The organism is Pseudomonas sp. AC532 (assembly GCF_979258965.1).
Window position 1 is genome coordinate 2,515,864 of the sequence record NZ_OZ409888.1, and the last position, 25,611, is coordinate 2,541,474.

23 protein-coding genes are annotated in these 25,611 nt (G+C 63.8%); 10 read left to right on the forward strand and 13 right to left on the reverse strand.

Features of this window, described 5'->3' with window-relative positions:
* The first annotated feature begins 16 nt into the window (after positions 1-16).
* Genes ACZ0AV_RS11895 through ACZ0AV_RS11905 form a run of 3 tightly spaced genes read left to right on the forward strand, consistent with a single transcriptional unit; the run spans position 17 to position 2,134 of the window.
* Positions 17-1,243 (forward strand): beta-ketoacyl-ACP synthase, encoded by a 1,227-nt coding sequence (locus ACZ0AV_RS11895; RefSeq protein ID WP_499151210.1) that lies wholly within the window; start codon positions 17-19, stop codon positions 1,241-1,243.
* A 31-nt stretch (positions 1,244-1,274) separates the two neighbouring features.
* On the forward strand, positions 1,275-1,676 hold the full coding sequence (locus ACZ0AV_RS11900) for a hypothetical protein (RefSeq protein WP_499151211.1): 402 nt from the start codon (positions 1,275-1,277) through the stop codon (positions 1,674-1,676).
* Between the two features lie 17 nt (positions 1,677-1,693).
* Positions 1,694-2,134, forward strand: a complete 441-nt coding sequence (locus ACZ0AV_RS11905; protein ID WP_499151212.1) for an excinuclease — start codon at positions 1,694-1,696, stop codon at positions 2,132-2,134.
* 264 nt (positions 2,135-2,398) lie between these two features.
* Here the strand turns inward: ACZ0AV_RS11905 and ACZ0AV_RS11910 are convergent, their stop codons facing one another.
* Positions 2,399-2,953, reverse strand: coding sequence for a methyltransferase family protein (locus tag ACZ0AV_RS11910; protein ID WP_499151213.1), 555 nt, complete (start codon positions 2,951-2,953; stop codon positions 2,399-2,401).
* A gap of 60 nt (positions 2,954-3,013) precedes the next feature.
* Here ACZ0AV_RS11910 and ACZ0AV_RS11915 point away from each other — a divergent pair, with 60 nt between their 5' ends.
* The 6 genes from ACZ0AV_RS11915 to ACZ0AV_RS11940 are packed head-to-tail and all read left to right on the forward strand — an operon-like array spanning position 3,014 to position 7,381.
* Positions 3,014-3,421, forward strand: coding sequence for a beta-hydroxyacyl-ACP dehydratase (locus ACZ0AV_RS11915; RefSeq protein WP_499151214.1), 408 nt, complete (start codon positions 3,014-3,016; stop codon positions 3,419-3,421).
* Entirely contained in the window at positions 3,414-4,298 is an 885-nt protein-coding gene (locus ACZ0AV_RS11920; RefSeq protein WP_499151215.1) for an ABC transporter ATP-binding protein, read from the forward strand. Before ACZ0AV_RS11915 ends, ACZ0AV_RS11920 begins: the two co-directional genes overlap by 8 nt.
* The gene (locus ACZ0AV_RS11925) at positions 4,295-5,482 is read left to right on the forward strand and encodes an ABC transporter permease (protein ID WP_499151216.1); all 1,188 of its coding nucleotides are present in this window, start codon (positions 4,295-4,297) and stop codon (positions 5,480-5,482) included. The genes ACZ0AV_RS11920 and ACZ0AV_RS11925 overlap by 4 nt, the downstream gene beginning before the upstream one ends.
* Positions 5,464-5,730, forward strand: a complete 267-nt coding sequence (locus ACZ0AV_RS11930; protein WP_308841621.1) for an acyl carrier protein — start codon at positions 5,464-5,466, stop codon at positions 5,728-5,730. Before ACZ0AV_RS11925 ends, ACZ0AV_RS11930 begins: the two co-directional genes overlap by 19 nt.
* Positions 5,727-6,842 carry a beta-ketoacyl synthase N-terminal-like domain-containing protein gene (locus ACZ0AV_RS11935; protein ID WP_499151217.1) on the forward strand — a complete coding sequence of 372 codons (1,116 nt, stop codon included), beginning with the start codon at positions 5,727-5,729 and terminating at the stop codon, positions 6,840-6,842. Before ACZ0AV_RS11930 ends, ACZ0AV_RS11935 begins: the two co-directional genes overlap by 4 nt.
* The gene (locus tag ACZ0AV_RS11940; protein WP_499151218.1) at positions 6,830-7,381 is read left to right on the forward strand and encodes a hypothetical protein; all 552 of its coding nucleotides are present in this window, start codon (positions 6,830-6,832) and stop codon (positions 7,379-7,381) included. Before ACZ0AV_RS11935 ends, ACZ0AV_RS11940 begins: the two co-directional genes overlap by 13 nt.
* Before the next feature lie 149 nt (positions 7,382-7,530).
* Here the strand turns inward: ACZ0AV_RS11940 and darH are convergent, their stop codons facing one another.
* The 4 genes from darH to ACZ0AV_RS11960 are packed head-to-tail and all read right to left on the reverse strand — an operon-like array spanning position 7,531 to position 11,019.
* Positions 7,531-8,532, reverse strand: a complete 1,002-nt coding sequence (gene darH, locus ACZ0AV_RS11945; RefSeq protein WP_499151219.1) for a BtrH-related acyltransferase DarH — start codon at positions 8,530-8,532, stop codon at positions 7,531-7,533.
* Entirely contained in the window at positions 8,529-8,936 is a 408-nt protein-coding gene (locus tag ACZ0AV_RS11950) for a DarG family dialkylresorcinol biosynthesis protein (RefSeq protein WP_499151220.1), read from the reverse strand. Before ACZ0AV_RS11950 ends, darH begins: the two co-directional genes overlap by 4 nt.
* A complete protein-coding gene (locus ACZ0AV_RS11955; RefSeq protein ID WP_499151221.1) occupies positions 8,926-10,083 on the reverse strand; it encodes a beta-ketoacyl-ACP synthase III in 1,158 nt (385 codons plus the stop codon). Before ACZ0AV_RS11955 ends, ACZ0AV_RS11950 begins: the two co-directional genes overlap by 11 nt.
* An 18-nt stretch (positions 10,084-10,101) precedes the next feature.
* Complete coding sequence (locus ACZ0AV_RS11960) at positions 10,102-11,019, reverse strand: dialkylresorcinol condensing enzyme (protein WP_499151222.1); 918 nt, start codon at positions 11,017-11,019, stop codon at positions 10,102-10,104.
* Between the two features lie 83 nt (positions 11,020-11,102).
* Between ACZ0AV_RS11960 and ACZ0AV_RS11965 the strand changes: the two genes are divergently transcribed.
* Positions 11,103-11,504, forward strand: a complete 402-nt coding sequence (locus ACZ0AV_RS11965; protein ID WP_499151223.1) for a DUF2141 domain-containing protein — start codon at positions 11,103-11,105, stop codon at positions 11,502-11,504.
* Between the two features lie 6 nt (positions 11,505-11,510).
* Here the strand turns inward: ACZ0AV_RS11965 and hemE are convergent, their stop codons facing one another.
* The 8 genes from hemE to ACZ0AV_RS12005 all read right to left on the reverse strand — a co-directional run bounded on the left by hemE (position 11,511) and on the right by ACZ0AV_RS12005 (position 25,574).
* Entirely contained in the window at positions 11,511-12,578 is a 1,068-nt protein-coding gene (hemE, locus tag ACZ0AV_RS11970) for a uroporphyrinogen decarboxylase (protein ID WP_499151224.1), read from the reverse strand.
* 108 nt (positions 12,579-12,686) lie between these two features.
* Entirely contained in the window at positions 12,687-13,781 is a 1,095-nt protein-coding gene (locus ACZ0AV_RS11975) for a glycerol dehydrogenase (RefSeq protein WP_499151225.1), read from the reverse strand.
* 129 nt (positions 13,782-13,910) lie between these two features.
* A complete protein-coding gene (locus ACZ0AV_RS11980) occupies positions 13,911-15,329 on the reverse strand; it encodes an FAD-dependent oxidoreductase (RefSeq protein ID WP_499151226.1) in 1,419 nt (472 codons plus the stop codon).
* A 104-nt stretch (positions 15,330-15,433) separates the two neighbouring features.
* Positions 15,434-19,882 carry a glutamate synthase large subunit gene (gltB, locus tag ACZ0AV_RS11985; protein WP_499151227.1) on the reverse strand — a complete coding sequence of 1,483 codons (4,449 nt, stop codon included), beginning with the start codon at positions 19,880-19,882 and terminating at the stop codon, positions 15,434-15,436.
* Positions 19,883-20,117: 235 nt separating this feature from the next.
* Positions 20,118-21,734, reverse strand: a complete 1,617-nt coding sequence (locus ACZ0AV_RS11990; RefSeq protein ID WP_499151228.1) for an SPOR domain-containing protein — start codon at positions 21,732-21,734, stop codon at positions 20,118-20,120.
* A gap of 7 nt (positions 21,735-21,741) precedes the next feature.
* Positions 21,742-22,848, reverse strand: coding sequence for a 3-dehydroquinate synthase (gene aroB, locus ACZ0AV_RS11995; RefSeq protein ID WP_499151229.1), 1,107 nt, complete (start codon positions 22,846-22,848; stop codon positions 21,742-21,744).
* A gap of 50 nt (positions 22,849-22,898) precedes the next feature.
* Positions 22,899-23,417, reverse strand: a complete 519-nt coding sequence (gene aroK / locus ACZ0AV_RS12000) for a shikimate kinase AroK (protein ID WP_499151230.1) — start codon at positions 23,415-23,417, stop codon at positions 22,899-22,901.
* A gap of 3 nt (positions 23,418-23,420) precedes the next feature.
* Positions 23,421-25,574 carry a type IV pilus secretin PilQ gene (locus ACZ0AV_RS12005; RefSeq protein ID WP_499151231.1) on the reverse strand — a complete coding sequence of 718 codons (2,154 nt, stop codon included), beginning with the start codon at positions 25,572-25,574 and terminating at the stop codon, positions 23,421-23,423.
* Between the last annotated feature and the right edge of the window lie 37 nt (positions 25,575-25,611).

Genomic DNA, 25,611 nt, shown 5'->3' on the forward strand with positions numbered 1-25,611 from the left:
TCAAGAGTGAAGTGGCATGAAGCGCGTAGTCGTTACCGGCATGGCCGGCATTACCTCCCTGGGCGATAGCTGGGACAGCATCGCCGCGAATTTCCGCGCCAACCGCAGCGGTATTCGTGTCATGCACGAGTGGGATCGCTTCAGCGAACTGAATACCCGCCTGGGCGGCCCGGTCGACGAATTCGTCGTACCCGCCCACTGGACGCGCAAGCAGCTGCGCAGCATGGGCCGCGTGTCGCGCCTGTCGGTGTACGCCGCCGAACGCGCACTGACCGACGCCGGCCTGCTTGGTGACGATTCGATCAAGGATGGCCGCATGGGCGTGGCCTGCGGCTCGTCTACCGGCAGCACCGACGAGATCAAGGCATTCGGCAATATGCTGCTCAACTCGGTGGCCGACGGCCTCAACGCCAACTCCTACATCCGCATGATGCCGCACACCACGGCGGCCAACATCAGCATCTTCTTCAACCTCACCGGCCGGCTGATTCCCACGTCCAGCGCCTGCACCAGCGGCAGCCAGGGTATCGGCTACGCCTATGAGGCAATCAAGTTCGGCCGCCTGCCCCTGATGCTCGCCGGCGGCGCCGAGGAGCTGTGCCCCACCGAAGCCATGGTGTTCGACGCGCTGTACGCCACCAGCCTGAAGAACGACGCACCGCACACCAGCCCGCGCCCTTACGACGCCGGCCGTGATGGCCTGGTGATCGGCGAAGGTGCCGGCATGCTGGTGCTCGAAGAACTGGAACATGCACTGGCCCGCGGCGCGACCATCCACGCCGAGATCGTCGGTTTCGGCTGCAACGCCGACGGCCAGCACGCCACCAAGCCGGTGCAGGCGACCATGCGCCGCGCCATGGAACTGGCCCTGGAAGACGCCGCACTGGCGCCCGAGGCGATCGGCTACGTCAACGGCCACGGCACCGCCACCGAGCAGGGCGACGTGGCGGAAACCCAGGCCACCAGCAGCCTGTTCGGCACACGCATGCCGATCAGCTCGCAGAAGAGCTACTTCGGCCACACCCTTGGCGCCTGCGGTTCGCTGGAATCGTGGTTCAGCATCGAGATGCTCAACCGCGACAGCTACGTGCACACCCTCAACCTGGACCAGGTCGACCCGGCCTGCGGCGAGCTTGACTACCTGCGCGGCGAGTTCCGCGAGATGAGCAACGAGTACGTGATGAACAACAATTTCGCCTTTGGCGGTGTCAATACCTCGCTGGTTTTCCGTCGCTGGCGCTAACCGAACCGTTCACTGACAAGGAACATGGATGATGTCTCGTTTCAACCGTATCGCCCTGCTCGCCCTCCTGCTTCTGGGCATCACCGCGTGCACCTCGAAGCCCGTGGTGGACATCGAAAACAGCGCACCGCCGGCTGCCGTAAGGGGCGAGGACGACATGCGCCGCGCCATCCTCACCGCGTTGCAGCGCCGTCAGTGGACGGTTGAGCGTGCGGACCAGGGCCAGATCCTGGCGTTGATCACCCGGCGCAGCCATCAAGCGCAAGTGACCATCCCCTACACCGCATCGACCTACGCGATCCGTTACCGCGACAGTCACAACCTCGACTACCGCAGAGGCAAGATCCACCGTAATTACAACCGGTGGGTACAGAACCTGGATCGCGGCATCCAGCAGGAATTGAGCAGTCCTTCCCTTTACATGCCCCAGTAAAAATCAAGGAGATACCCATGAAAGCAAAAACCTGGACCGCTGTTGCCCTTCTCACCGCTGCCCTGCTGCCAGCCGTCAGCCAGGCCCGAGATACCGCCCACTTCCTGGACTTCCAGTCAGTGGTCAACGAAGCCACCCAGGCTGGCCGTCTCGACGGTTCGGTGAAGTTCTACCTGAACAAGACACCGGGCGGCGCCAAGATCATCAATCCCAACGTCACCACCAGCCAGAAGACCAACGCCTTCAACAAGAGCGATGAGGAAGCCTGCCGCTGGGTGCTGCAATCGGCACTGGTGAAGCTGCAGAACTCGGCCAAGGCCGCAGGCGCCAATGCCGTGGTCGACCTGGCCAGCAACTACAAGAACAAGGAATACCGCGACAGCAGCAAATTCGAATGCCACGCTGGCGCCATCATGGCTGGCGTTGCGCTGAAGGGTAAGTACGCCAGCGTCAAGTAAGCGAAGTGGTCGCCGAGCGCTCCGGCTCTCGGCGACCGGCTTATGGCAGCTCTCAGAGCCTGTTCACGATCTTTATGCGCCTGAAGTAGCAGCTACAAGGCAAAAGCAGCCGATCACTGCGTAGGGTGGACAACGCTCTTTTTGTCCACCATTGCGGTTGCAGAGCGGTGGACGGATGAAGCGCCGTCCACCCTACGAATGTCCCCTATCGCCACTTAGCTGCCAAAATCGGCGAATCTGGGCTGAAAGATTATGAACAGGCTCTCAAAGCACGAACGGTATGAACATCCGGCTGCGTGCCATGTAGCCGCAGTAGGCGTCGCCGAAATAGGCCAGACATTCGCGCTCTTCGCAGCGGGCCGCGAGCCACAGCGCGATACTCGACAGCACCGCCAGCACCAGCGTCACGCTGGTTGGCTGCTTACAGGCGATGCCCCAGGCCAGCAGCAACAGCGAGCAGTACATGGGGTGGCGGATGTAGTGGAAGATGCCACTGGTGACCAGCGCCGAGGTGCGCTCGAAGGCGAACAGCTCGTCATCCTGCCGCCGCTCGCCGGCCTGCCCGAAGCGCCGCATCTGGTAAATGCCGGCGAACAGCACCGCCAGAGAAGTGGTCAGCAACACCCAGGAAACCTGCTGATGGGCCGCATCGCGGTCCTCGAACCAGAACGGCACATTGAGCACCAGCAGCACCGCCATCAGTTCCCAGGCGATGTAGCGGTAAAAGCCATGGCTGCGCGGGTTGCCCAGCGACCGCCAGGACAGCGCCGTGAGAACCACGCTCAGCGCCACGAAAACCAGTAATTGCCAGACCTCCACCACACGTCTCCCTAATCGCCCTCTGTTACACTGCTGCGCTCGCACGCCCAGATACCCGCCATGGATCGCTCCCAACTGCATACACTGCTGCCGCACCAGGGCAAAGCGCTCTGGCTGGATGCGCTGCTCGAACACGATGCGAGCTCCATCCGTGGCCTGAGCGGCTGGCACCACCTCGACAGTCTGGGTGAGCACGCTTCGCCGTGCCTGCTGTTCGAAGCCGCCGCCCAGTTGTGTGCCGCGCATGGTGCCTTATACGGCAGCGACAGCGCCATCGAAATGGCCCTGGTTGGCAAACTCTCGCAACTGCAATTGCATCAACATCCTTCGCAGCGCGAGGGGCAATTGCAGATCCGTGCCGCGCAGGAAGCGCTCAGCCCGGCCGGCGCCCTGTACGCGTTCAGCGTGCACGCCGAGGAGGGTCTGCTGCTCGATGGCAAACTGCTGCTGGTGCTCGTCCGTGCTTGAGCTCAGCAACCTCGGCTACCGCTACCCTGATGCCCCGCAGGCGGCGCTGCACGCAATCGACCTGCAGGTGCAGGCCGGCCAGTGCCTGGGCCTGCTGGGTAGCAACGGTGCCGGCAAGACGACACTGCTGTCACTGCTCAGCGGCGTGCTGCGCCCCTCGAACGGCGCAATTACCTGGCAGGGCGAACGCCGCCTCGGCCTGGTACCGCAGCAACTGGCGTTCTATAGCGGGTTGAAGGTGAAGGAAAACCTCGCGCTGTTCGCCGACCTCTATCGGTTACGCGGCCCCGAACGGCGCCAGCGCCTGGATCGCTGCATCGCCAGTACGGCCCTGGAAGACAAACTCGAACGTCGTGCAGAGCGGCTTTCCGGCGGCGAACAGCGACGCCTCAACTTCGCCATTGGCCTGCTGCAACCGGCGCAGCTGTACCTGTTCGACGAAGCCACCGTAGGTGTCGATGCCAGCAGCCGGCAGTTGCTGCTCGCCGCCGTCCGGCAGCTGATCGCCGACGGCAAGGCGGTGATCTACACCAGCCACTACCTCGATGAGGTGGAACAGGTGGCCGATCGCATCTTGCTGCTTCACGAAGGACGCGTGCAGCTCGACATCGACAAACACCAGCTGCTGGGTGACCAGCCAGGCCTGTTCCTGGAATGGCCACACCACGCGCCCCAAGCCCTGTCGCCACTGCTCGCCAGCCTCGGTCTCAGCGCCGAACACCTGCCCAATGGCGTGCGGATAGCCGCGTTGGACGTGACGCAGTTGCTGGCGATCACCCGTTTCATCGCCGAGCAGCCGCAGGCCCCCAGCCTGCTGCGCTTCGGCCGCCCGTCACTGGAGCAGCTCTACCTGCGCCTCAACGGAGGTCGGCTATGAGACTGCGCGCCCTGGTTCGCAAGGAAATACTCCTGCTGCTGCGCGATCCCCACGCGTTGGCCGTGCTGTTCATCATGCCGACGCTGTTCCTGGTGATCATGGCCGGCGCCATGTCCAGCTACCTGCAGGATCGCCTGCCGCCACTGGAGCTGGTACTCGAAGCGCCGCAGCAGAGCGATTCCAGCCGCTTCTTCCAGAGCGCGCTACAGGCGCAACTGCCAGATAGCCAGCTACTGGGCAGCGGTCCGGCGGAGATGCCCCGCATTCGCCTCGCCGCCGATTTCGACGAGCGCCTGCTGGACACGCCCCACCAGGGCCCGAGCTTGAGTTTCCCTGCGCAGTTCGACCGCCTTTCGCGCCAGCGCCTGCACGCTGCGGTGACCATCGCACTGGCGCAGACCCGCCTGCGCGCCTACCTGCAGGACAGCGGCGCGCTGGAGGAAGGCCTGACACCGGCCGAGCAGCTCGAACTGGTCCAGCAACGCACCGAGAGCCGGATCGACGAACGGCAGCGCCTGGCCAGCGGCGACCTGGGCAATCAGGCCAATGCCACACAGATGAGCGTGCCGGCGTGGCTGATCTTCGGCATGTTCTTCGTGGTTCTGCCCATGGCCGGCAGCTTCCAGCGCGAGCAGCAGAGCGGCGCGCTGCTACGTTTTCGCTGCCTGAGCCTGGGCCTCGGCACCCTGGCGCTGAGCAAGATGCTGCCTTACCTGGCCATCAACCTGCTGCAATTCGTCGTGCTCTTGAGCATTGGCATGCACGGCCTGCCGCTGCTTGGCCTGTCGGCGCTCGAGCTCAACGGCAGCCTGGCCGCGTACGCCGCGCTGGCGGCGAGCATCGCACTGGCCACCAGTTGCCTGGGCCTGCTGCTTGCCGCCCTGGCGCGCAGTAGTGAACAAGCCCTATTGCTTGGCGGCGGGATCAATATCATCCTCGCAGCCATAGGCGGCATCATGGTACCCAAGAGCGTGATGCCGGAGGCCATGCGCCAACTGGCGGACGCATCGCCGATGAGCTGGGCCCTCGACGCCTTTCTCACCCTGCTGGTGGGCCATGGCTCACTGAACGACGTAGCCCCGTGGTGCGTACGCCTGTTGCTGTTCGCAGCACTGGCCGGCGCCAGCGGCTTGTTCCTGTTCCACAAACGAGTACAGCAAACGCAATGGACCACACACTACTAGAAGAAAAGCTCAAGCAATTGCTGATTCGCGAGTGCGACAAGGAAGACGACATCGACTGGCAGAGCATCGACGACGACGAGCCGCTGTTCGGCCAGCAGAGCCGCATCCAGATGGACAGCCTCGACGCCCTGCAGGTCTCGCTGGCGCTGCAGCAACACTACGGCGTACGTATCGAAGGCGCCAAGGACGGCCGGCGGATTCTCAACAGCATCGCCAGCATCGCGGCCTTCATCAGGCAGCAGCAGTGACGCCCGTCTACCTGCAGCGAGGCGCCCTGCACAGTGCCCTCGGCGCTGACCTGTGCACGGCCAGCCAGGCCATGCGCAGCGCAGCGCGGCCGCACACCACCACCTTCATGCTCCATGAGCTGCAGGAGCCGCGGCAATACCTGGCCGTGGCAAGCGACGAGAGCCGCGACCAGCACTTCGACCGGCTGATTCACGAAACCCTGGGCGATGACCCCGCGGCGCTGGACGACTGCCTTTTGATCGTCGCCAGCACCAGCCTGGATATCGATGAGCTGGAAGCGCTCGCCAGGCAGCATGGCGGCTTTCATCCCGACCATTCGACCTCCCTCGACCTGATCGCCGAACAGTTGCGTGAGCGCTGGGGCTTCGCCGCTGCCTTCACCCTCAACACCGCCTGCACCAGCGCCGCCAACGGGCTGCTTTACGGCGCGCGGATGGTCGGCGCCAACCTGTATCGCCGCGCCCTGGTGCTGGCCTTCGAAACACCCAGCGCTATCGCCCAACAAGGCTTCGGTGCTCTGGGGCTGGTGTCGCCCAGCGGCGACTACCGGCCCTTCCACCCGCAGCGCGATGGCCTGGTGCTGGGCGAGGCCTACGCGGCCACGCTGCTGGCACTCGAACCCGGGCCCGCGCCGCTGGCCCGCCTGCTCGGCGGGTTCAGCGCCTGCGACACCAGCAACCTGACCACCACCCGCGAAGACGGCAGCCATATCGACTGGGTGATGCGCGAAGCGCTGCGCAGTGCTGGCGCTCAGGCTCAGCAGATCGGCGTGGTGAAGCTGCACGGCACCGCGACCGGCGCCAACGACCGCGCCGAAAGCAACGGCGTGCGCCTGCTGTTCGGCGAGGCGCTGCCACCGCTGTGCGTGCTCAAACCCTGGCTGGGCCACACCCTGGGCGCCTGCGGCCTGACCGAAACCTTGCTGCTGGTGCAGAACCTGGCCCATCTGCCGGCCTGTGACTACGCAGGGGAAGCCCTGCTGCCACTGCTGGCAGAGCCGCTCGAAGTCGCCGACCACAGCCTGCTGCTGGCCAACTTCTTCGGTTTTGGCGGTAACAATGCCAGCCTGGTACTGCAAGGCTGCTCGGGGAGCGCACCATGCACAACGTGATAGCCGCCTGTAGCGTGCGCGGAGACGCGGACAATTCCGACAAGGACCTGAAGGCCGCGCTGATCCACTGGCTACCCAGCACGCCACGGCGCATCGACCGCCTGATCCTGCAGGCGCTGCTGTGCACCGCACCACTCAGGGCAAAGATAGGCCGCACCTGCGGGCTGTACCTGGCGTCGCGCCACCCGGCCCGGGGCACCATGGGCTCGCTGCTGGAGGCGGTGTGCGTTCATCAGCTGCAGCCCAAGCCGTTCGAGTTCGTCAACAGCGTCAGCAACGCGGCGGGCTTTCATGTTGCCGCGCAACTGGGGCTTGAGGGGCCGAACCTCTTCATCGGCGCCGGTCCTGACACCTGGAAACAGCTGCAGGCGCTGGCCGGACTGGACCTGGTAGACGGGCTGATCAGCCAGGCGCTGCTGGTTGTGATCGACGAGAACGTTGGGTTCGAGGCCAAGGCGGTGCTGATCGACAAGCCAAGCCAGGCAGCCGATTTTGCCGAGCTGACGATGGGCATCGACGTACTGCACTTGCAGCTATAAAAGCAGCGGCGGCATTGTGGCGAAAGCAGCCGCTAGCTATGTAGGGTGGATGACGCTCTTTTCATCCACCATTGCGATCGCAGAACGGTGGACGGATGAAGCGTCGTCCACCCTACAACAGGCCGCCTCTGCCTTCCTGCAGCGCTAACTTAGCCCTTGCGCTTGGCCCAGGCGCCCAGTTCCTTCATCAACACCCGTTCCTGGCTGGCGATGCCGCGCAGCCTGTCGGCGATCGGCCTGAAGTCCGGCGCCTCGCCCTTGCTGCGACTGGCCCGCACACAGGCCGAGGCGAACTGCCGCCAGTCATCGCCCACCGCGGTCATGCGCACCGAGGCTTCCTGCAGCGTGGCGTCGCCAAGTTTCTCGCCGGCCTCCTGCAGAAAGCTCGCATACATGAAGCGGAACCCCGCACCACCGGTGCCGATTTCTTCCTGCATGCGCACGATGTGGGTGAGGTACAGGCGGTTGTACTTGGTATTGGCCGGGTCGAGTGCTTCGACACGACTGGCCAGGTGGCCGATGCCACGGATGCCGATCCACGGCAGCGGCATGCCGTCGAGGATGCGCGCGGTAGAAAGCACGCTGGTGCGAATCAGGCGCTGCCAATCCTGCTCTGGCGATACATCGTCCAGGTAGTACATCAGCCCTTTGGCTGCCAGGGCGCCCTTGGCGAAGCGCGCCTTTTGCAGGTCTTCAGCGGCGCAGCGCACCGGCGCCTCGAACACCGGATCGCTGAGCAGGTACTCGTTGCCCTCGCGGCCGTAGGCCAGCAGGTTGTGGGCGTTGAAGTGAAAACGCATCTCCGGCGGAAAGTACGGTAGCCAGAACACCGAACTTTGCAGCCCGGCCAGGCGGCCGTTGTCCAGCGCCTGATCCAGCGCGATGCGCCCCTGCTCGGGATTGGCGAAGGTGCGACTGGTCAGGCGCACGCCGAGGCGCTTGCTCAAGGTTTTGATCAGGTGTCGGGGCGGCATGCGGTAGGCAATCAGCGGCATGCCGCCGAGCTTGATGATCGGCAGGTAGGCGAAGGCCAGCCCGGACGCCAGGCCGAAGGCCATCGGTTCGCTCATCGGCAGGCCGGCATGGGTCAGCAGGCTGGCCATCACACCGCTTTCGCAATGGGCGCTCTGGCGGTGCTCGAATGCGTTCATGGCAATTCCTTCTGGTAGCGCCGCAGTTCATCGACAGGCAGGCCGAACGCCTCGGCGTAGCGCGCCAGCAGCGCGGGGCTCAGGCGCCGATAGATATCCGGTCGGAAATGCCGCCGCACGCGCCACTGCCAGAGCCCGGCGATCTGCGCCAGTGCCGGCTCATCCATACGGTAGCGGTACATCAGGCACTTCAACGGCGACAGCTCGCCGCGCCGCCAGGCAGCCTCGGCTTCGGCCTCCTGGGTTTCCAGCTCGGCTACCGCCAGCTGCGTGGCATAGGCTTCCGGCTCCCAGCCATCGCTCTGGGTGCCCTGATAATGGCCGCTGGCGTCCACGGCGTAGACCAGCTTGCTGTGGCCGCCATAGGTGGAACTGTGGTCCTGGGGTACCTCGTCAAGCTTCATTGCCGACCACCGTGAGGTGCATGAAGGCACTGGAAAAGCGCCCGCTTTCCGGTACGTAACAGAGCAGCGTCTGGCCACTGCGCAGCTGTGCGCCATTGAACAGTTCTTCGAGGATGATGAAAATCGACGCCGCGCCAGTATTGCCCTTGCGGGTCAGGTTGGTGAACCAGCGCTCGGCCGGGATCGGCAGCCCTACATTGGCCAGGCCCACGGCCAGACGATCCCGGAAGAACTCCGAGGAATAATGCGGCAGGAACCAGTCGATGTCCTCCACGCGCAGTTCACGGCGCGCCATGATGCGCCGCAGCGCCTCTTCCACGGTGTACTTGACGATGTTGTCGTTGAGCAGCTTGACGTCCTGCTTGACCGCCATGACCGACTGCCGCGCGCGCTCGTCGGCGTCGTAACGACTCCAGCCGCGCAGGTTGCCGTTTTCCATTTCGGCGCCGGCATACATGCAGGCTGGCATCTGGTCGGCGAACGAGAGGATGTCCAGCCAGTCGACCCGCAGGCTCAGGCCGCTGGCGTTGGGGCGATCCTGGAGCAGCACGGCGCCGGCACCGTCGGACAGCATCCAGCGCAGGAAATCCTTCTCGAAGGCAATTTCCGGGTGGTTTTCCAGCTCCTCGACGCGGCTTTCGTATTCGGCGTTGAAGTTGTGCGCCTGCATCAGCGTCGAGGCGACCTCGGAGCCACAGGCCACCGCATTGCGGCTTTCGCCACTGGCCACGCTCATCCAGGCGTACTTCAGCGCGGTCATCCCACACAGGCAGATACCTGCGGTGGTCGCTACTTCGCAGGGCGGATTGCCCAGCTCGCCGTGCACCATCACCGCGTGGCCGGGCATCACCTGGTCGGGCGACGAGGTGCTGGCGACCAGGCAATCCAGGCTCTGCAGCGCAAAGCCCGGCCCCGCAAGCCCGCGAATCGCCGCCGCGCTGAGCTGCGCATTGGTCATGCTTGGCTCACCGCTGTGCGGGTCGATCACGTAATGGCGCTGCTGGATGCCGTTACGGCGCAGCACCAGCTTGCGGGCACGCGACGGCTTGCCGCCGACCAGACCGAGACGCGCTTCCATCTGCTCGTTGTCGACCGGGTCATGGGGCAGGAACGCACTGATGCGGTTGATGAATACAGGTGATGCCACGGGACTACCTCGGTTACATCATTCGCCGGACGGGCCAGCGAAATAGGCCTTTTCACGCTGGATTCGCGCCTTGAACAGCGGGGCCAACAACTTTTTCAACAGGGCAGTGATCGGTACCACGGTCACGATCAGGCAGATCAGGAACACGATGTATACCACCAGCCCGGCGCCACGGCGCCTGCTTTGCTGCGGGCCGAGCGCGCTTAGCAAGCGGCTCCACAGGGTGAAGCTGCGATTACCGACCTTCTCGCTGGCAATCAGCTTTTCGTCCACCTTCACCGCGCCAAGGCCCCTGAGCATCGGCCGATCGATGGCAAGATCGTCGGCCAGCAGGCGGGTCGCCATGGCGGCGCCGAAACGGCTGGCAGCGGCCATCTCCGCCTCGTCGATGCCGGCGCGCGGCACCCAGCTGTAGGGTTTCTGCCGGCCGGTGAACATCCACAGCGGGGTTGCCAGGAAACTCGCGGCGGTGCCGCAGGCATCGGTTAGCACCACGTTGTCGACCAGCCGCGCACCGAGGGCTTGCAGCCGTGCCTTGACCTTTTCCTGGGCCATCAGCCACATGTTGCGGCAGCCGATCAGGGTCACCACCGGTTTGCCCTGCAACAGGCGCGCGGCCTCGGGGGAGGCGAGAAAACTGGTGAACGGCAGCGACGGCGACAGGAACCACACTTGGTAAGCCAGGATGATCAGGTCGTAATCCAGACTCGCGTCGACCGCCAGCGGCAGCAGTGGCTGCGGCTTCATCAGCACGGTTTCGGGGAAAATGCGAAAGAAGCCGAGAAACGGCCACGGGAAGGGAAACGGCTTGGCCGGCTGCAGCGCCAGGAAATCCACCTGCACGCCATCGCTCGCCTGCAACGGCGCACAGACCGATTGCACCACGCGGTTCAATTGGCCAGTCTGTGAGAAGTGAACGACGAGAACCCGGCGCATTTGAATGCCAATCCCTGCAAAATAGGCGGATTATGCCACAGAGAATTCTTCAAATCGTAACCAAACGCTGCAAGGTATGCGCAGTGGTTCTCCTGTCTGGCTGTTTGTCGGCCCAGGCGGGTGACCTGCTGATCCGTGTCGAGGGCAATCAGAGCGAGGCCACGCTGTACGTGGCACTGGTGCCGGCCGGGCAGAAAAGCTGGGAGCCGAGCCTGCAGGCGCTGCAAGGTAGTGGAGAACAACTGATCATGGGCGGCGTGCCGCCGGGGCGATTCGCCCTGCAGCTGTTCCAGGACAGCAACGGCAACGGCAGGCTGGACCTGAGCCCGCGCGGTATTCCGCTCGAACCGGTCGGTTTTTCCGGCAATCCGTCCCTGCTCAAGGGCAAACCAAAGCCGGTGGATGCCCAGTTCGAGCACGGCGAGGATGACACGCTGATCACCATCCGCCTGCGCCAGCCACGCGGCAAGCCGCAGACGCAGTGACGGCGATCAGCGGTGGTACTGGGCTGACATCTCGTGCACGGCTTCCAGGAAGGCACCGGCGTGGGCCGGGTCGACTTCCGGGGTGATGCCATGGCCCAGGTTGAACACATGGCCGCTGCCGCTGCCGTAGCTGGCCAGGATGCGCGCCACCTCGGCCCGAATGGCCGCCGGCTTGGCGTACAGCACGGTAGGGTCCATGTTGCCCTGCAGCGCCACCTGGGCGCCGACGCGGCGGCGCGCCTCGCCGATGTCGCAACTCCAGTCCAGGCCCAGCGCGTCGGCGCCGGTTGCCGCCATCGACTCCAGCCACAGCCCGCCGTTCTTGGTGAACAGGATGACCGGAACTCTGCGCCCGTCATGCTCGCGGATCAGGCCATCGACGATCTTCTGCATGTAAGCCAGGGAGAACGCCTGATAGGCCGCTGACGACAGGTTGCCGCCCCAGGTATCGAAGATCTGCACCGCCTGGGCGCCGGCGCGGATCTGCCCATTGAGGTAGGCCGTGACCGACTGCGCCAGCTTGTCGAGCAGCGCGTGCATGGCCTCGGGGTTGTCGTAGAGCATCGCCTTGGACTTGCGAAAGTCCTTCGACGAGCCGCCCTCGATCATGTACGTGGCGAGGGTCCAGGGGCTGCCGGAAAAACCGATCAGGGGTACCCGGCCGCCCAGCGCCGACTTGATGGTACGCACCGCATCCATGACATAGCCCAGGTCCTTTTCGGGATCGGGAATCGGCAGTGCGTCGACATCCGCCGCGCTGCTGATCACCTTGTGAAAGCGCGGGCCTTCGCCCGTCTCGAAATACAGGCCCTGGCCCATGGCATGGGGGATGGTGAGGATGTCGGAGAACAGGATGGCCGCGTCCAGTTGCGGATATCGGTCCAGCGGCTGCAGGGTCACCTCACAGGCGAACTCGGGGTTCATCATCAGCTTCATGAAGTCGCCCGCCTTGGCACGGCTGGCCCGGTATTCCGGCAGATAACGACCGGCCTGACGCATCATCCACACCGGCGTGACGTCGACGGGCTGCTTGAGCAGGGCACGCAGGAATCGGTCGTTCTTCAAGGCAGTCATGGGCTTTCCCGGGCAGAAGCGGTGAGCAAAAAGTGTGCACATTGTCGCAGAGCAGGCACCAAAAGGCACGGCGTGGGACGCCGTGCCGCAGGCAGAGAAGGTGCGCGGCTAGGCCGCCTTGCGTCGACGCCCCTCCGCATCCGCAGTGCGCATGGCGGCCAGCACGCTCTGCGCATCCACCGCGAAGGGCTCGTTGTGGATGCTTTCACCGGCGGCGCAAGCCAGTCTGGCAGCGCGCAGCAGGTCGGCGTCGCTGGCATCGGCAAGCCCGATGTCAGCCAGCGTGACGGGCAGGCCGACGGTTTGGCAGAAGCCGTAGACCTCATCGATCAGCTTCGGCTCGCTGTCGCGCAGCATCAGCATGCTCAGCACGCCAAACGTGACTTTCTCACCATGCCAATAGCCATGGGTCTTTTCGAGAGCGGTAAAGCCGTTGTGAATGGCATGGGCAGCCGCCAGGCCACCACTTTCGAAACCCAGGCCGGACAGCAAGGTGTTGGCTTCGATGATGTGCTCCAGCGCTGGCGTCACCACCTGCTGGCGACAGGCCTGCAGGGCCAGGAGGCCATATTCGAGCAAGGTGTCGTAGCAGAAACGCGCCAGCGCGTGGGCGGTACGCGGCCCCTGGCGGCCGGTCAGGTTGGCGGCGCCGCTGAGGCGGCAGTCCTCGGCCTCGAACCAGGTGGCCAGGGCATCGCCCATACCGGACACCAGAAAACGCACCGGCGCCTGGGCGATCACCTGGCTGTCGACCAGCACCAGGTCGGGATTGCGCGGCAGCACCAGATACCGCTTGAAGGCGCCCTCTGCGGTGTAGATCACCGAAAGCGCACTGCAGGGGGCGTCGCTGGAGGCCAGCGTAGGCACCACCGCCACGGGCAGGCGCAGTTCATAGGCAAGGGCCTTGGCGGTATCCAGCGCCTTGCCGCCACCGATGCCAAGGATCACCTCGGGCCCAACCTGCCGCGCCAGGGTCACCAGGCGGATGATTTCCTCGTCGCTGCACTCCCCCGCAAAGCGCACGCGCTGGCAGTCGAGCTGCCCGGCACAGCTACTTTCCACCACGCCGCCCAGGTGATCGTCGGCAAACGGGTCGAGCAGCGCGAGCGCCTTGCTGCCGAAACGCGACAGCTCGAAGCCGAGCTGTTCGAGCGCCCCACGGCCCTGTACGTAACGGGAGGGGAAGATGGCAGTGGTGAGCATGGGAACCTCCGGAGAAATGCACTGGAGGTAAGGTATGGGCGGTGAAAACGCGGCGCATTGCCTCAGGTCAGCAAAGGTGCAGATACGACGAGGCCGGCAATGCGCCGGCCTCGTCGGGAAGCGGATGAATCAGACACCGAGGTAGTCGAGAATCCCTTCCGCCGCGTTACGACCTTCGTAGATGGCGGTGACCACCAGGTCAGAACCACGCACCATGTCGCCGCCGGCGAACACTTTCGGGTTGCTGGTCTGGTGCTTGAAGGTAGCCTTTTCCGGCGCCACCACACGGCCCTGGGTGTCGATACGGATGTCGAAGTCATCGAACCACGGCGCCGGGCTCGGACGGAAACCGAAGGCGATCAGCACGGCTTCCGCCGGGATGATTTCCTCGGAGCCCGGAATCGGCTCGGGACTGCGACGACCACGAGCGTCCGGCTCGCCGAGACGGGTCTCGACCACTTTCACGCCCTCGACCTTGTCCTCGCCGACGATGGCGATGGGCTGGCGGTTGAAGAGGAACTTCACGCCCTCTTCCTTGGCGTTCTTCACTTCCTTGCGCGAGCCCGGCATGTTCGCTTCGTCGCGACGATAGGCGCAGGTCACCGCCTTGGCACCCTGGCGGATCGAGGTGCGGTTGCAGTCCATCGCGGTGTCACCACCGCCGAGGACGACGATGCGCTTGCCCTTGAGGTCGACGAAATCTTCCGGCGCCTTCTCGAAACCAAGGTTGCGGTTGACGTTGGCGATCAGGAAATCCAGTGCATCATGGACACCTGGCAGGTCTTCACCCGGGAAGCCACCCTTCATGTAGGTGTAGGTGCCCATGCCCATGAACACGGCATCGTACTCATCCAGCAACTGCTGCAGGGTGATGTCCTTGCCGATCTCGGTATTCAGGCGAAATTCGATGCCCATGCCGGTGAAGACTTCGCGGCGATTGCTCAACACGCTCTTTTCCAGCTTGAACTCGGGAATGCCGAACGTCAGCAGGCCACCGATTTCCGGGTTCTTGTCGAACACCACCGGGGCCACGCCATTGCGCACCAGCACGTCGGCACAGCCCAGACCGGCCGGGCCGGCACCGATCACCGCGACACGCTTGCCGGTCGGTTTGACCTTGGACATGTCCGGGCGCCAGCCCATGGCGAAGGCGGTGTCGGTGATGTACTTCTCCACCGAGCCGATGGTCACCGCCCCGAAACCGTCGTTGAGGGTGCAGGCACCTTCGCAGAGACGATCCTGCGGGCACACGCGGCCGCAGACCTCCGGCAGGGTGTTGGTCTGGTGGCTGAGTTCGGCGGCCGCCAGGATGTTGCCCTCGGAAACCAGCTTCAACCAGTTGGGAATGAAATTGTGCACCGGGCACTTCCATTCGCAGTACGGGTTGCCGCAGCCCAGGCAGCGGTGCGACTGCTCGCCGGCCTGAGCCGGTTTGAAGGTGTCGTAGATCTCGACGAATTCTTTCTTGCGCTGACGCAGCAGCTTCTTCTTCGGGTCTTTGCGCCCGACTTCGATGAACTGGAAGTCGTTATTCAGACGTTCAGCCATGTCATAAACCTCTTAGCAGCAGCCGCCGGCCATGGCCGGCAAGCTGCAAGACAATCACATTGAGCGACCAACCCTGCTGTCAGGGCTCGCCGCTTGAAGCTGCTTTATTGGGGGTTTGCGCGGATGCTGGAGAGCAGCGACTTGAGGTTCGCAGCCTTGGGTTTCACCAGCCAGAACTTGCGCAGGTAATCGTCCAGGTTATCCAGCAGGTTGCGACCCCATTCACTCGACGTCTCTTCGACATACTCGGCCAGCGCACGCTCCAGGTGGCTACGATAGGCCTCCATGGACTCGTTGTTGATGCGCTGGATCTCCACCAGTTCGTGGTTGACCCGGTCGTAGAAGCTGTTGTCCAGGTCGAGCACGTAAGCGAAGCCGCCGGTCATGCCGGAACCGAAGTTGTAGCCGGTCTTGCCCAGCACGCAGACGAAACCGCCGGTCATGTATTCGCAGCAGTGGTCGCCCACGCCTTCCACGACCGCATGGGCGCCGGAGTTGCGCACCGCGAAACGCTCGCCCGCGGTGCCGGCAGCGAACAACTTGCCGCCGGTGGCACCGTACAGGCAGGTGTTGCCGATGATGGCGCTGTCCTGGGTTTTGAACGGGCTGCCCTTCGGCGGCACGATCACCAGCTTGCCAGCGGTCATGCCCTTGCCGACGTAGTCGTTGGCGTCGCCTTCGAGGTACAGGTTCAGGCCGCCGGCGTTCCACACCCCGAAGCTCTGCCCGGCAGTGCCTTTGAAGCGGAAGGTGATCGGCGCCTTGACCATGCCCTGGTTGCCATGCACCCGGGCGATTTCGCCGGAGACGCGGGCACCGATGGAGCGGTCGCAGTTGCAGATATCCAGCGCGTAGTCGCCGCCACTGGCACTGTCGATCGCCGACTTGGCCATCGCCAGCATTTCCTCGGCCAGCAGGCCCTGGTCGAACGGCGGGTTGCGGTCAACCTCACAGAACTGCGGCTTGTCCGCCGGAATGTGATCACTGCCGAGCAGCGGGGTCAGGTCCAGGTTGTTCTGCTTGGCGGTTTCGCCCGGCAGCACGTCCAGCAGGTCGGTGCGGCCGATCAGCTCGCCCAGGCTGCGCACGCCCAGCTTGGCCAGCCACTCGCGGGTTTCCTCGGCAACGAAGGTGAAGAAGTTCACCACCATGTCGACGGTGCCGATGAAGTGATCCTTGCGCAGCTTGTCGTTCTGGGTCGCCACGCCGGTGGCGCAGTTGTTCAGGTGGCAGATGCGCAGGTACTTGCAGCCCAGGGCGACCATCGGCGCGGTGCCGAAGCCGAAGCTCTCGGCACCGAGGATGGCGGCCTTGATCACGTCGAGGCCGGTTTTCAGGCCGCCGTCGGTCTGCACCCGTACCTTGCCGCGCAGGTCGTTGCCGCGCAGGGTCTGGTGGGTTTCCGCCAGGCCCAGTTCCCACGGCGAACCCGCATATTTGATCGAACTCAGCGGTGAAGCGCCGGTGCCGCCGTCGTAACCGGAAATGGTGATCAGGTCGGCGTAGGCCTTGGCCACACCGGCGGCAATGGTGCCGACGCCCGCTTCGGACACCAGCTTGACCGACACCAGCGCGCTGGGGTTGACCTGCTTGAGGTCATAGATCAGCTGCGCCAGGTCTTCGATCGAGTAGATGTCGTGGTGCGGCGGCGGCGAGATCAGCGTCACACCTGGCACCGCATAGCGCAGCTTGGCGATCAGACCGTTCACCTTGCCACCTGGCAGCTGGCCGCCTTCGCCCGGCTTGGCACCCTGGGCGACTTTGATCTGCAGCACTTCGGCATTGACCAGGTATTCCGGGGTCACGCCAAAGCGGCCCGTGGCGATCTGCTTGATCTTCGAGCTCTTGATGGTGCCGTAGCGCGCCGGGTCTTCACCGCCTTCGCCGGAGTTGGAACGCGCACCAAGGCGGTTCATCGCCTCGGCCAGGGCTTCATGCGCCTCTGGCGACAGCGCGCCCAGGGAGATACCGGCGGCGTCGAAACGCTTGAAGATCGACTCCAGCGGCTCGATCTCATCCAGGCTCAGCGGCTGGTCGGCGAGCTTGACCTGCAACAGGTCACGCAGCATCGACACCGGGCGGGTGTCCACCAGTTTGGTGTATTCCTTGAAGGTCTCGTAGCTGCCCTGCTTGACCGCTGCCTGCAGGGTGTTGACCACGTCCGGGTTGTAGGCGTGGTACTCGCCGCCATAGACGAACTTCAGCAAGCCGCCCTGCTGAATGGCCTTGCGGTTGTTCCAGGCTTCGCCCGCCAGGGCTTTCTGCTCGGCTTCCAGGTCGACGAAACGCGCGCCCTGGAGGCGGCTCGGCACACCACGGAAGCACAGCTCGGTGACTTCGTCGGCCAGGCCGACGGCCTCGAACAGCTGGGCGCCGCGGTAGGAACCGACGGTGGAAATACCCATCTTCGAAAGGATCTTCAATAGCCCCTTGGAAATGCCCTTGCGGTAATACTTGAACACTTCGTACAGGTCGCCCAGCACTTCACCGGTGCGAATCAGGTCGCCCAGCACTTCATAGGCCAGGAATGGATAGACCGCCGACGCACCGAAACCGATCAGCACCGCGTAGTGGTGCGGGTCGCGGGCAGTGGCGGTTTCCACCAGGATGTTGCAGTCGCAACGCAGGCCGGTCTCGGTCAGGCGATGGTGCACCGCGCCAGTGACCAACGCGGCATGCGCCGGCAGTTTGCCGGGCGCGATGTGACGGTCGGTCAGAACCAGCAGCACCTTGCCGGCGCGAACCGCTTCTTCGGCCTGGTCGGCCATGTTGCGCACGGCCGCTTCCAGGCCAATCGACTCGTCGTAGTTGAGGTCGATGATCTGCCGCTCGAAACCCGGGCGTTCCAGGTTCATCAGCGTGCGCCACTTGGCCGGCGAGATCACCGGCGAGCTGAGGATCACCCGCGAGGCATGTTCCGGCGACTCCTCGAAGATGTTGCGCTCGGCACCGAGGCAGATCTCCAGCGACATGACGATGGCTTCACGCAGCGGGTCGATCGGCGGGTTGGTGACCTGCGCGAACTGCTGACGGAAGTAGTCGTACGGCGAGCGCACGCGCTGGCTCAGCACCGCCATCGGTGTGTCGTCGCCCATCGAGCCGACCGCTTCCTGGCCCTGCTCGGCGAGCGGGCGCAGCACCTGGTCACGCTCCTCGAAGGTGACCTGGAACATCTTCATGTACTGCTTGAGCTGATCGGCCTCGTAGAAGGCCGAACCATGGTCGTTGTCTTCCATGGTCGCCTGGATACGCAACGCGCTCTTGCGCAGCCACTGCTTGTAAGGGTGGCGGGACTTGAGGCGATTGTCGATGTCGTCGGTGGTGAGCACCTGACCGGTTTCGGTATCGACGGCGAGGATCTGCCCCGGCCCTACACGGCCCTTGGCGACGACGTCCTGGGGCTGGTAATTCCACACGCCGATTTCCGACGCCAGGGTGATGTAACCATTGGTGGTGGTCACCCAGCGCGCCGGACGCAAACCGTTGCGGTCGAGCAGGCACACGGCGTGGCGGCCATCGGTCAGCACCACGCCAGCCGGGCCATCCCAGGGTTCCATGTGCATGGAGTTGTATTCGTAGAACGCGCGCAGGTCGGCGTCCATGGTTTCGACGTTCTGCCAGGCTGGCGGAATGATCATGCGCACGCCACGGAACAGGTCGATACCGCCGGTGACCATCAGCTCGAGCATGTTGTCCATGCTCGAGGAGTCGGAGCCCACGCGGTTGACCAGCGGGCCGAGCTCATCGAGGGCGGGGATCTGCCCGTTCTCGAACTTGGTGCGGCGTGCCTGGGCCCAGTTGCGGTTGCCGGTGATGGTGTTGATCTCGCCATTGTGGGCCAGAAAACGGAACGGCTGGGCAAGCGGCCACTTCGGCAGGGTATTGGTGGAGAAACGCTGGTGGAAAACGCAAATGGCGGTCTGCAGGCGCTCGTCACCCAGGTCCGGGTAGAACTGCTGCAGGTCGGCCGGCATCATCAGGCCTTTGTAGATGATGGTCTTGTGCGAGAAGCTGCAGATGTAGTGCTCGCTGTCCGCGGCATTGGCCACCGAGGAACGGCGACGGGCGCAGAACAGTTTGATGGCGAAGTCCTGATCGCTCAGGCCATCGGCGCTGATGAACACCTGCTCGATCTGCGGCAGACGTTCCAGGGCCAGGCGGCCAAGTACGCTGGTGTCGATCGGCACCTTGCGCCAGCCGACCAGGGTCAGGCCGGCCGCCTCGATTTCGCGGTTCATGTTGTCGCGGGCAGCATCGGCCCTGGTGTCATCCTGATTGAGGAACACCATGCCAACGGCATACTGCCTGGGCAATTCGACGCCAAAGGTGTCGCGGGCGACTGCGCGCAGAAACAGATCGGGCTTTTGAATCAGCAAACCGCAACCGTCACCCGTCTTGCCGTCGGCGTTGATACCGCCACGGTGGGTCATGCAGGTCAGTGCTTCTATCGCCGTCTGCAACAGGTGATGGCTGGCCTCACCCTGCATGTGCGCGATCAGGCCGAAGCCGCAGTTATCCTTGAACTCATCAGGACGGTACAAACCTGCTTTCATAGGGGACTCTCACCAGACTGCCTTACTCGGCATTTTTCTTTCTAATCAAATCAATTACCCCGCGCGCAGGTCGGGGCGCCCAGCTTTGCGCAGGCAAACGGAGGTCATTGTACATAGCGAGATAAGCGTCACAAAGAACAATGTGACGAAAAACAGGAATAAAATGTCGCAAAAATGAAAGATCGCCCGTCACGCATGCAGGGACTGCATGGGCATGACGGGCCTGACCTCTCTCCTAGCGCGCCATCTCCTGGGTAACGCTGGCGAACGTTTTCGGCCACGGCTTGCCGGCCTGGACCTTGGCGGGCAGGGTCTTCACGGCTGCCTGGGCGGCGTCACGGCTGGCAAAGCTACCATAAGTGATGACGAAAAGCGGCTTGCCCTGGTGCATCTTCTTGAAATATCGATACTGCGCGCCGTTCTGGCTGACGAAGGCACGCGCAGCGCTTTCCGTACTGGTGCCAAGCACCTGCAGGGTGTAGTGGCTCTTGGACTGCGTCGCGTACCAGCTGTTGGCCTGGGTGGCATCCGCGGTTGCGGGGGCTTGCGCCGGTGCTGGCCGGGTGGTTGGCACGGGTGCCGGCGCCGGCCTGGGTTGCTCGACCGGTTTGGGCTGCTGGGCAATGGGCGCCGATGGCTGCGGCGTTGGCGTGGCGGCCGGAGCGGGTGTCGGGGCCGGCGTAGCGGGTGCAGGCGCGGGTTGTGCAGCAGTCGGCGGAACGGTCACCGGCGTGCTCGTCACCGGGTCGGGCAACTCGACATTGGCTTCGCCATCGGTCTCCCCCGCCGCCTGGGCCAGCGGCTGACGTATGACCGGCTGCGACTGGCCCACCAGCGGCAGCGGCAATGGCTGATTATTGCCAGCGAATTCGATGGCGGGTCGGCCATCAGCGCCGACTTCGGCCTCAGGTGGCTGCGCCGGTGCATTCGGCTGCTGTTGCGGCTGCTCGACCGCATCGAGCGGCAGCTGCGCCTGGGGGGCCGGAGCGTCCGTGGAGTCCGAGCGCCCCTGCATCAGTAACGCAGCGACCACGCCGATGCCCACCACGCCGAGCGCCAGCAGGTGCTTCTTCGGCAGGCTGAAGGAAAAGCCAGCGCCCTTCGCCGCGCCGCGACGCGACGCCATGGCATCGATCAGCACGTCACGCGCCACACGATTGATCTCACCCGGCCAGCCGCCTGAACGATCGTGAATCAGTTCGATCTGGTCATCGGAGAGCAACTCGATACCTTGCGCCGCGCCATCGAGACGCTGCGCCAGGTACTCACGGGTTTCATCTTCGGCATAAGGCTGCAATTCGATGATGTGAAACGCTTCTTCGGCACCGGCCAGGGCATCCAGGCGTCCGATCAGGTCGGTATCGGCAAACAGGAACACATGGGGACGACCGTCAGCATTGCCCTGGGCCAGCACCAGCAATGCCTCCAGCGCCGCTTCGCTGAGCTCCTCGGCATCGTCGATCAGCAGATAGACTTCCTGCCCGGTCAGCGACAGTTGGCCAACCTGTGCGAGCAACGCCGCGCGGTCCGTCTGCTGGGTGTTGAGGCCCTGGGCGATATGCCGCATCAGCGTCGCCGGGTCGGCAGCGCCCTGGGCGGAAACCACCACGTTGTGCACGGCCTGCTTGTTGGTGCTGGCGACCAGCGCCTGGCGCAGCAGGGTCTTGCCACTGCCCTCGGGGCCGGCAACCACCAGCACCAGCTTGCTGTAGCGCGCCAGGTGATGCAGCTGGCCCAGCACCGGCTTGCGCTGCGCAGGGAAGAATTTGAAGCCGGGCACCCGCGCCGCAAAGGGATCATGGGTGAACTGGTAATGGTCGAGAAACGCTTCGTCGGCGTGCAGACTGGTCATTGAATACTCACTGATTGTTAAGCCGAGCCACCAACGCCGGGTAATCGGCAGCCAGGGTGGCACTCAAGATGTCCCGCGGGTAATCACTGGTCACGACCGCCTCGCCCATCGCGCGAAGCAACACCAGGCGCAACTGGCCATCCAGCACCTTCTTGTCGACCGCCATATGCTCGAGAAAATCCGCAGGGGTCATTTCCTGCGGGGGCACGACAGGCAGGCCGGCGGCGATGAACAGACGCACACCGCGGTCGCGCTCATCAGCGTTGATCCAGCCCAGGCGGTGAGACATCTCCAACGCCATCACCGTTCCGGCGGCTACCGCTTCACCATGCAGCCAGACTCCATAGCCCATGTGGGTCTCGATGGCGTGCCCGAAGGTATGCCCCAGGTTCAGCGTGGCACGCACTCCGGTTTCGCGTTCGTCGGCACCTACAACACGCGCCTTGGCGACACAGGAGCGCTCGATGGCCTTGGTCAGCGCCAGTTGGTCCAGGCCGCGCAACGCCGCCATGTTGTCTTCCAGCCAACCGAGGAAGGGCTCGTCGCAGATCAGACCATACTTGATCACTTCCGCCAGCCCTGCCGATAGCTCGCGCTGCGGCAACGTCTCCAGGCTGCGGGTATCGATCAGCACAGCCTGGGGCTGGTAGAAGGCGCCCACCATGTTCTTGCCCAGCGGGTGGTTGATGCCGGTCTTGCCCCCCACCGACGAGTCGACTTGCGACAGCAATGTGGTGGGCATCTGAATGAAGTTCACGCCGCGCTGATAGCAGGCCGCGGCGAAGCCGGCCATGTCGCCAATTACCCCGCCGCCCAATGCGATCACCGTCGTGCGGCGATCATGGCGGGCACCGAGCAAACCATCGAAGATTCGTTGCAGGGTTTCCCAGTTCTTGAACGCCTCACCATCGGGCAACACGATCGAGGTGACCCGATAATCTGCCAGAGTCGCCTCCAGCTCGGCCAGGTACAGCGGGGCGACGGTTTCGTTAGTGACGATGGCCACCTGACGACCCACGATATGCGGCGTAAGCAGATCAGCACGCCCCAACAGGCCCGCGCCTATGTGGATGGGGTAGCTGCGCTCAGCGAGATCGACATGAAGTGTTTGCATGGAGCCCCCGTTTGAAAAGGGCTCTAGGATAACGCAGTTCGGCCCTGGCATTAACGCGGCGCCAGCGCTTCCAGCCGTTCGAGAATTTCCTGAACGACCATGCGAGGCGGACGCTCGTCGGTTTCGATGATCACATCGGCGATTTCCCGGTACAGCGGATCGCGAATCGCCAGCAGATCGGCGAGCACCTGACCGGGGTTAGGTGTGCGCAGCAGTGGACGATTACGGTCACGCGCGGTGCGGTCGATCTGCTGCTCAACCGATGCATGCAGGTAGATGACCCTGCCGCCCGCCCTTAGCGCCAGGCGGTTTTGCGGCCTCAAGACCGCACCGCCGCCCGTCGCCAGGACCAGCCCATCCGCTTCGCACAGCGAGCAGATGACCGCCTGCTCACGCTCGCGGAAACCCTGCTCGCCCTCGACATCGAAAATCCAGGGAATATCTGCGCCGGTACGCTGTTCGATCTCCTTGTCGGAGTCCTTGAATGGCAACCGCAACTCTTTGGCAAGCAAGCGCCCGATGGTGCTTTTTCCAGCGCCCATCGGGCCAACAAGGATCAGATTACGCACTAATTACCGACTCACGGCCACCGCTTGACTGTTCATGATGCGCGGCGTGATGAAAATCAGCAACTCGGTCTTGTTGTCGGTAACGATGTCGCGGCGGAACAGGCGACCCAGGTAGGGGACATCCCCGAGGAATGGCACCTTGGAGACGGCTTTACTCTGGGCGTTTTCGAACACACCGCCGATCACGATGGTCTCGCCATCGGAGACCAGAACCTTGGCGTTGACCTCGTTCTTGTTGATGGGCGGCGCGCCGCCTGCGATTGCACGTTCGTAGTCAGCCGAGTCCTTGTTCACCTTCACTTCCATGATGATGCGATTGTCTGGAGTGATCTGTGGGGTCACCTCCAGGGACAACGCTGCTTCCTTGAACGAGGTGGAGGTGGCACCACTCGAACTGGCTTCCTGATAGGGGATTTCCTGACCTCTGAGGATTTTCGCCGTCTCCTTGTCCGAGGTTACGACCTTGGGCTGGGAAACGATTTCACCGTTACCGGAACTCTCCATGGCGGAAAGCTGCAGATCCAGCACGATGTTGTTGGTCAGGAAGCCGATGCCGATACCGGATGTGCTGTTGGCCACGCCCATGTCCACGAACGGGACAGGCGCGGTGCCGTCTTCGGCCTCGAAGTTACCAATGGTGCTGGTACCTGGCAGGAACGCCTGACCATCCTCGAAGGTCGTGGCGCCATCCTTGCCATAAAGGCTGAAGTTGCCGCCCGTTGCAGCGCCGCCCCACCTGACGCCAAGGGACTTGCCGTAGTTGACGTTGGCTTCAACGATACGCGCCTCGATCATCACCTGACGCACCGCCACATCCAGCTGGGCCACGATGCGGCGCAGCTCGTCGAGGCGTTCCTGGGTCTGATAGGCAATGATGCTGTTGGTACGCTCGTCGACGGTGATCGAACCACGGTCATCGGCCACGCCACCGTTGGCACTGGTCACTGACTGGAACAGCTTGGCCATGTCCTCGGCCTTGGCGTAGTTGACCTGGATCAGCTCGCGACGCAGCGGCGCCAGTTCGGCGATCTGCTTTTGCGATTCTAGCTCCTGACGTTCACGGGCCGCGATTTCTTCTGCGGGCGCCACCAGCAGCACGTTGCCAACCTGACGCTTGTCCAGGCCCTTGGTTTTCAGAACCAGGTCCAGCGCCTGGTCCCATGGCACGTTCTGCAGGCGCAGGGTGATATTGCCGGCCACGGTGTCACTGGCGACCAGGTTGAGGTCGGTGAAGTCGGCAATCAGCTGCAGCACCGAACGCACGTCGATGTCCTGGAAGTTCAGCGACAGCTTCTCGCCGGTGTAGGCGAAACGCTCGGCCTGACGCTTCTCGGCGTCTTCCTCGGTCAGTGGCTTGACGCTGAGCGTCAGCTTGTTCTCGGTCTGGTAGGCCAGGTAGTCGTAGGCGCCGACCGGTTCGATGACGATGCTCGCGTCATCACCCGTGCCGCTGGCGCTGACGAACTGCACCGGGGTCGCGAAATCCTTCACATCCAGGCGCACGCGCAGCGCTTCCGGCAGTTGAGTGCGATTGAAATTGAGGACGATCTTGCCGCCGCGCTCCTGGATGTCCGGGCTGACCGAAGCATCGGACAAATCGATGACGATGTTGCCTTCACCCTGCTCGCCGCGCTGGAAGTCGATGTTGCTGATCGACTTGTTCATCGCGCCGAACACCTTCGGGGCGGCCGGTGCTGCGACGGGCGTGGCCGCTGCCGTAACAGCGCGGGCGGCAGTCGGCGCCGCAGCCGTGGCGGTTGCCGGGGCTGTAGTGGCAACGCCGGTACCGACCTGCACGAACAGGTTGTTGCCTTCGGTACGGGTGTTGTACGGCGCCAGGTTGGTCAGGTTGATGATCAACCGGGTGCGGTCCTTGGCCTCGACCACGGTAACGCTGCGAGCATTGCCCATACCCAGCTCGCGGTTCTTGACACCCAGCTTGTTGGATACGCCCGGCAGGTCCAGCGCGATGCGCGCCGGCTGTTCGATGGTGTAGCCACGGGGCGCCGTTACCGGCTCATCGAAGGACAATTTCAGCTCTACGCGGTCACCCGGCAGAGCAGCCACATCCAGCGCCTGGAGGTTGGCGGCCAGTGCGACTGGAGAGAGCAGAGCCACCAACACCGAAATGCTTAGGCGAGAGAGAGAGCTGTTCATGCTTGGGTTCCGTTTGGCAGACCGGTTATTTCTTTTC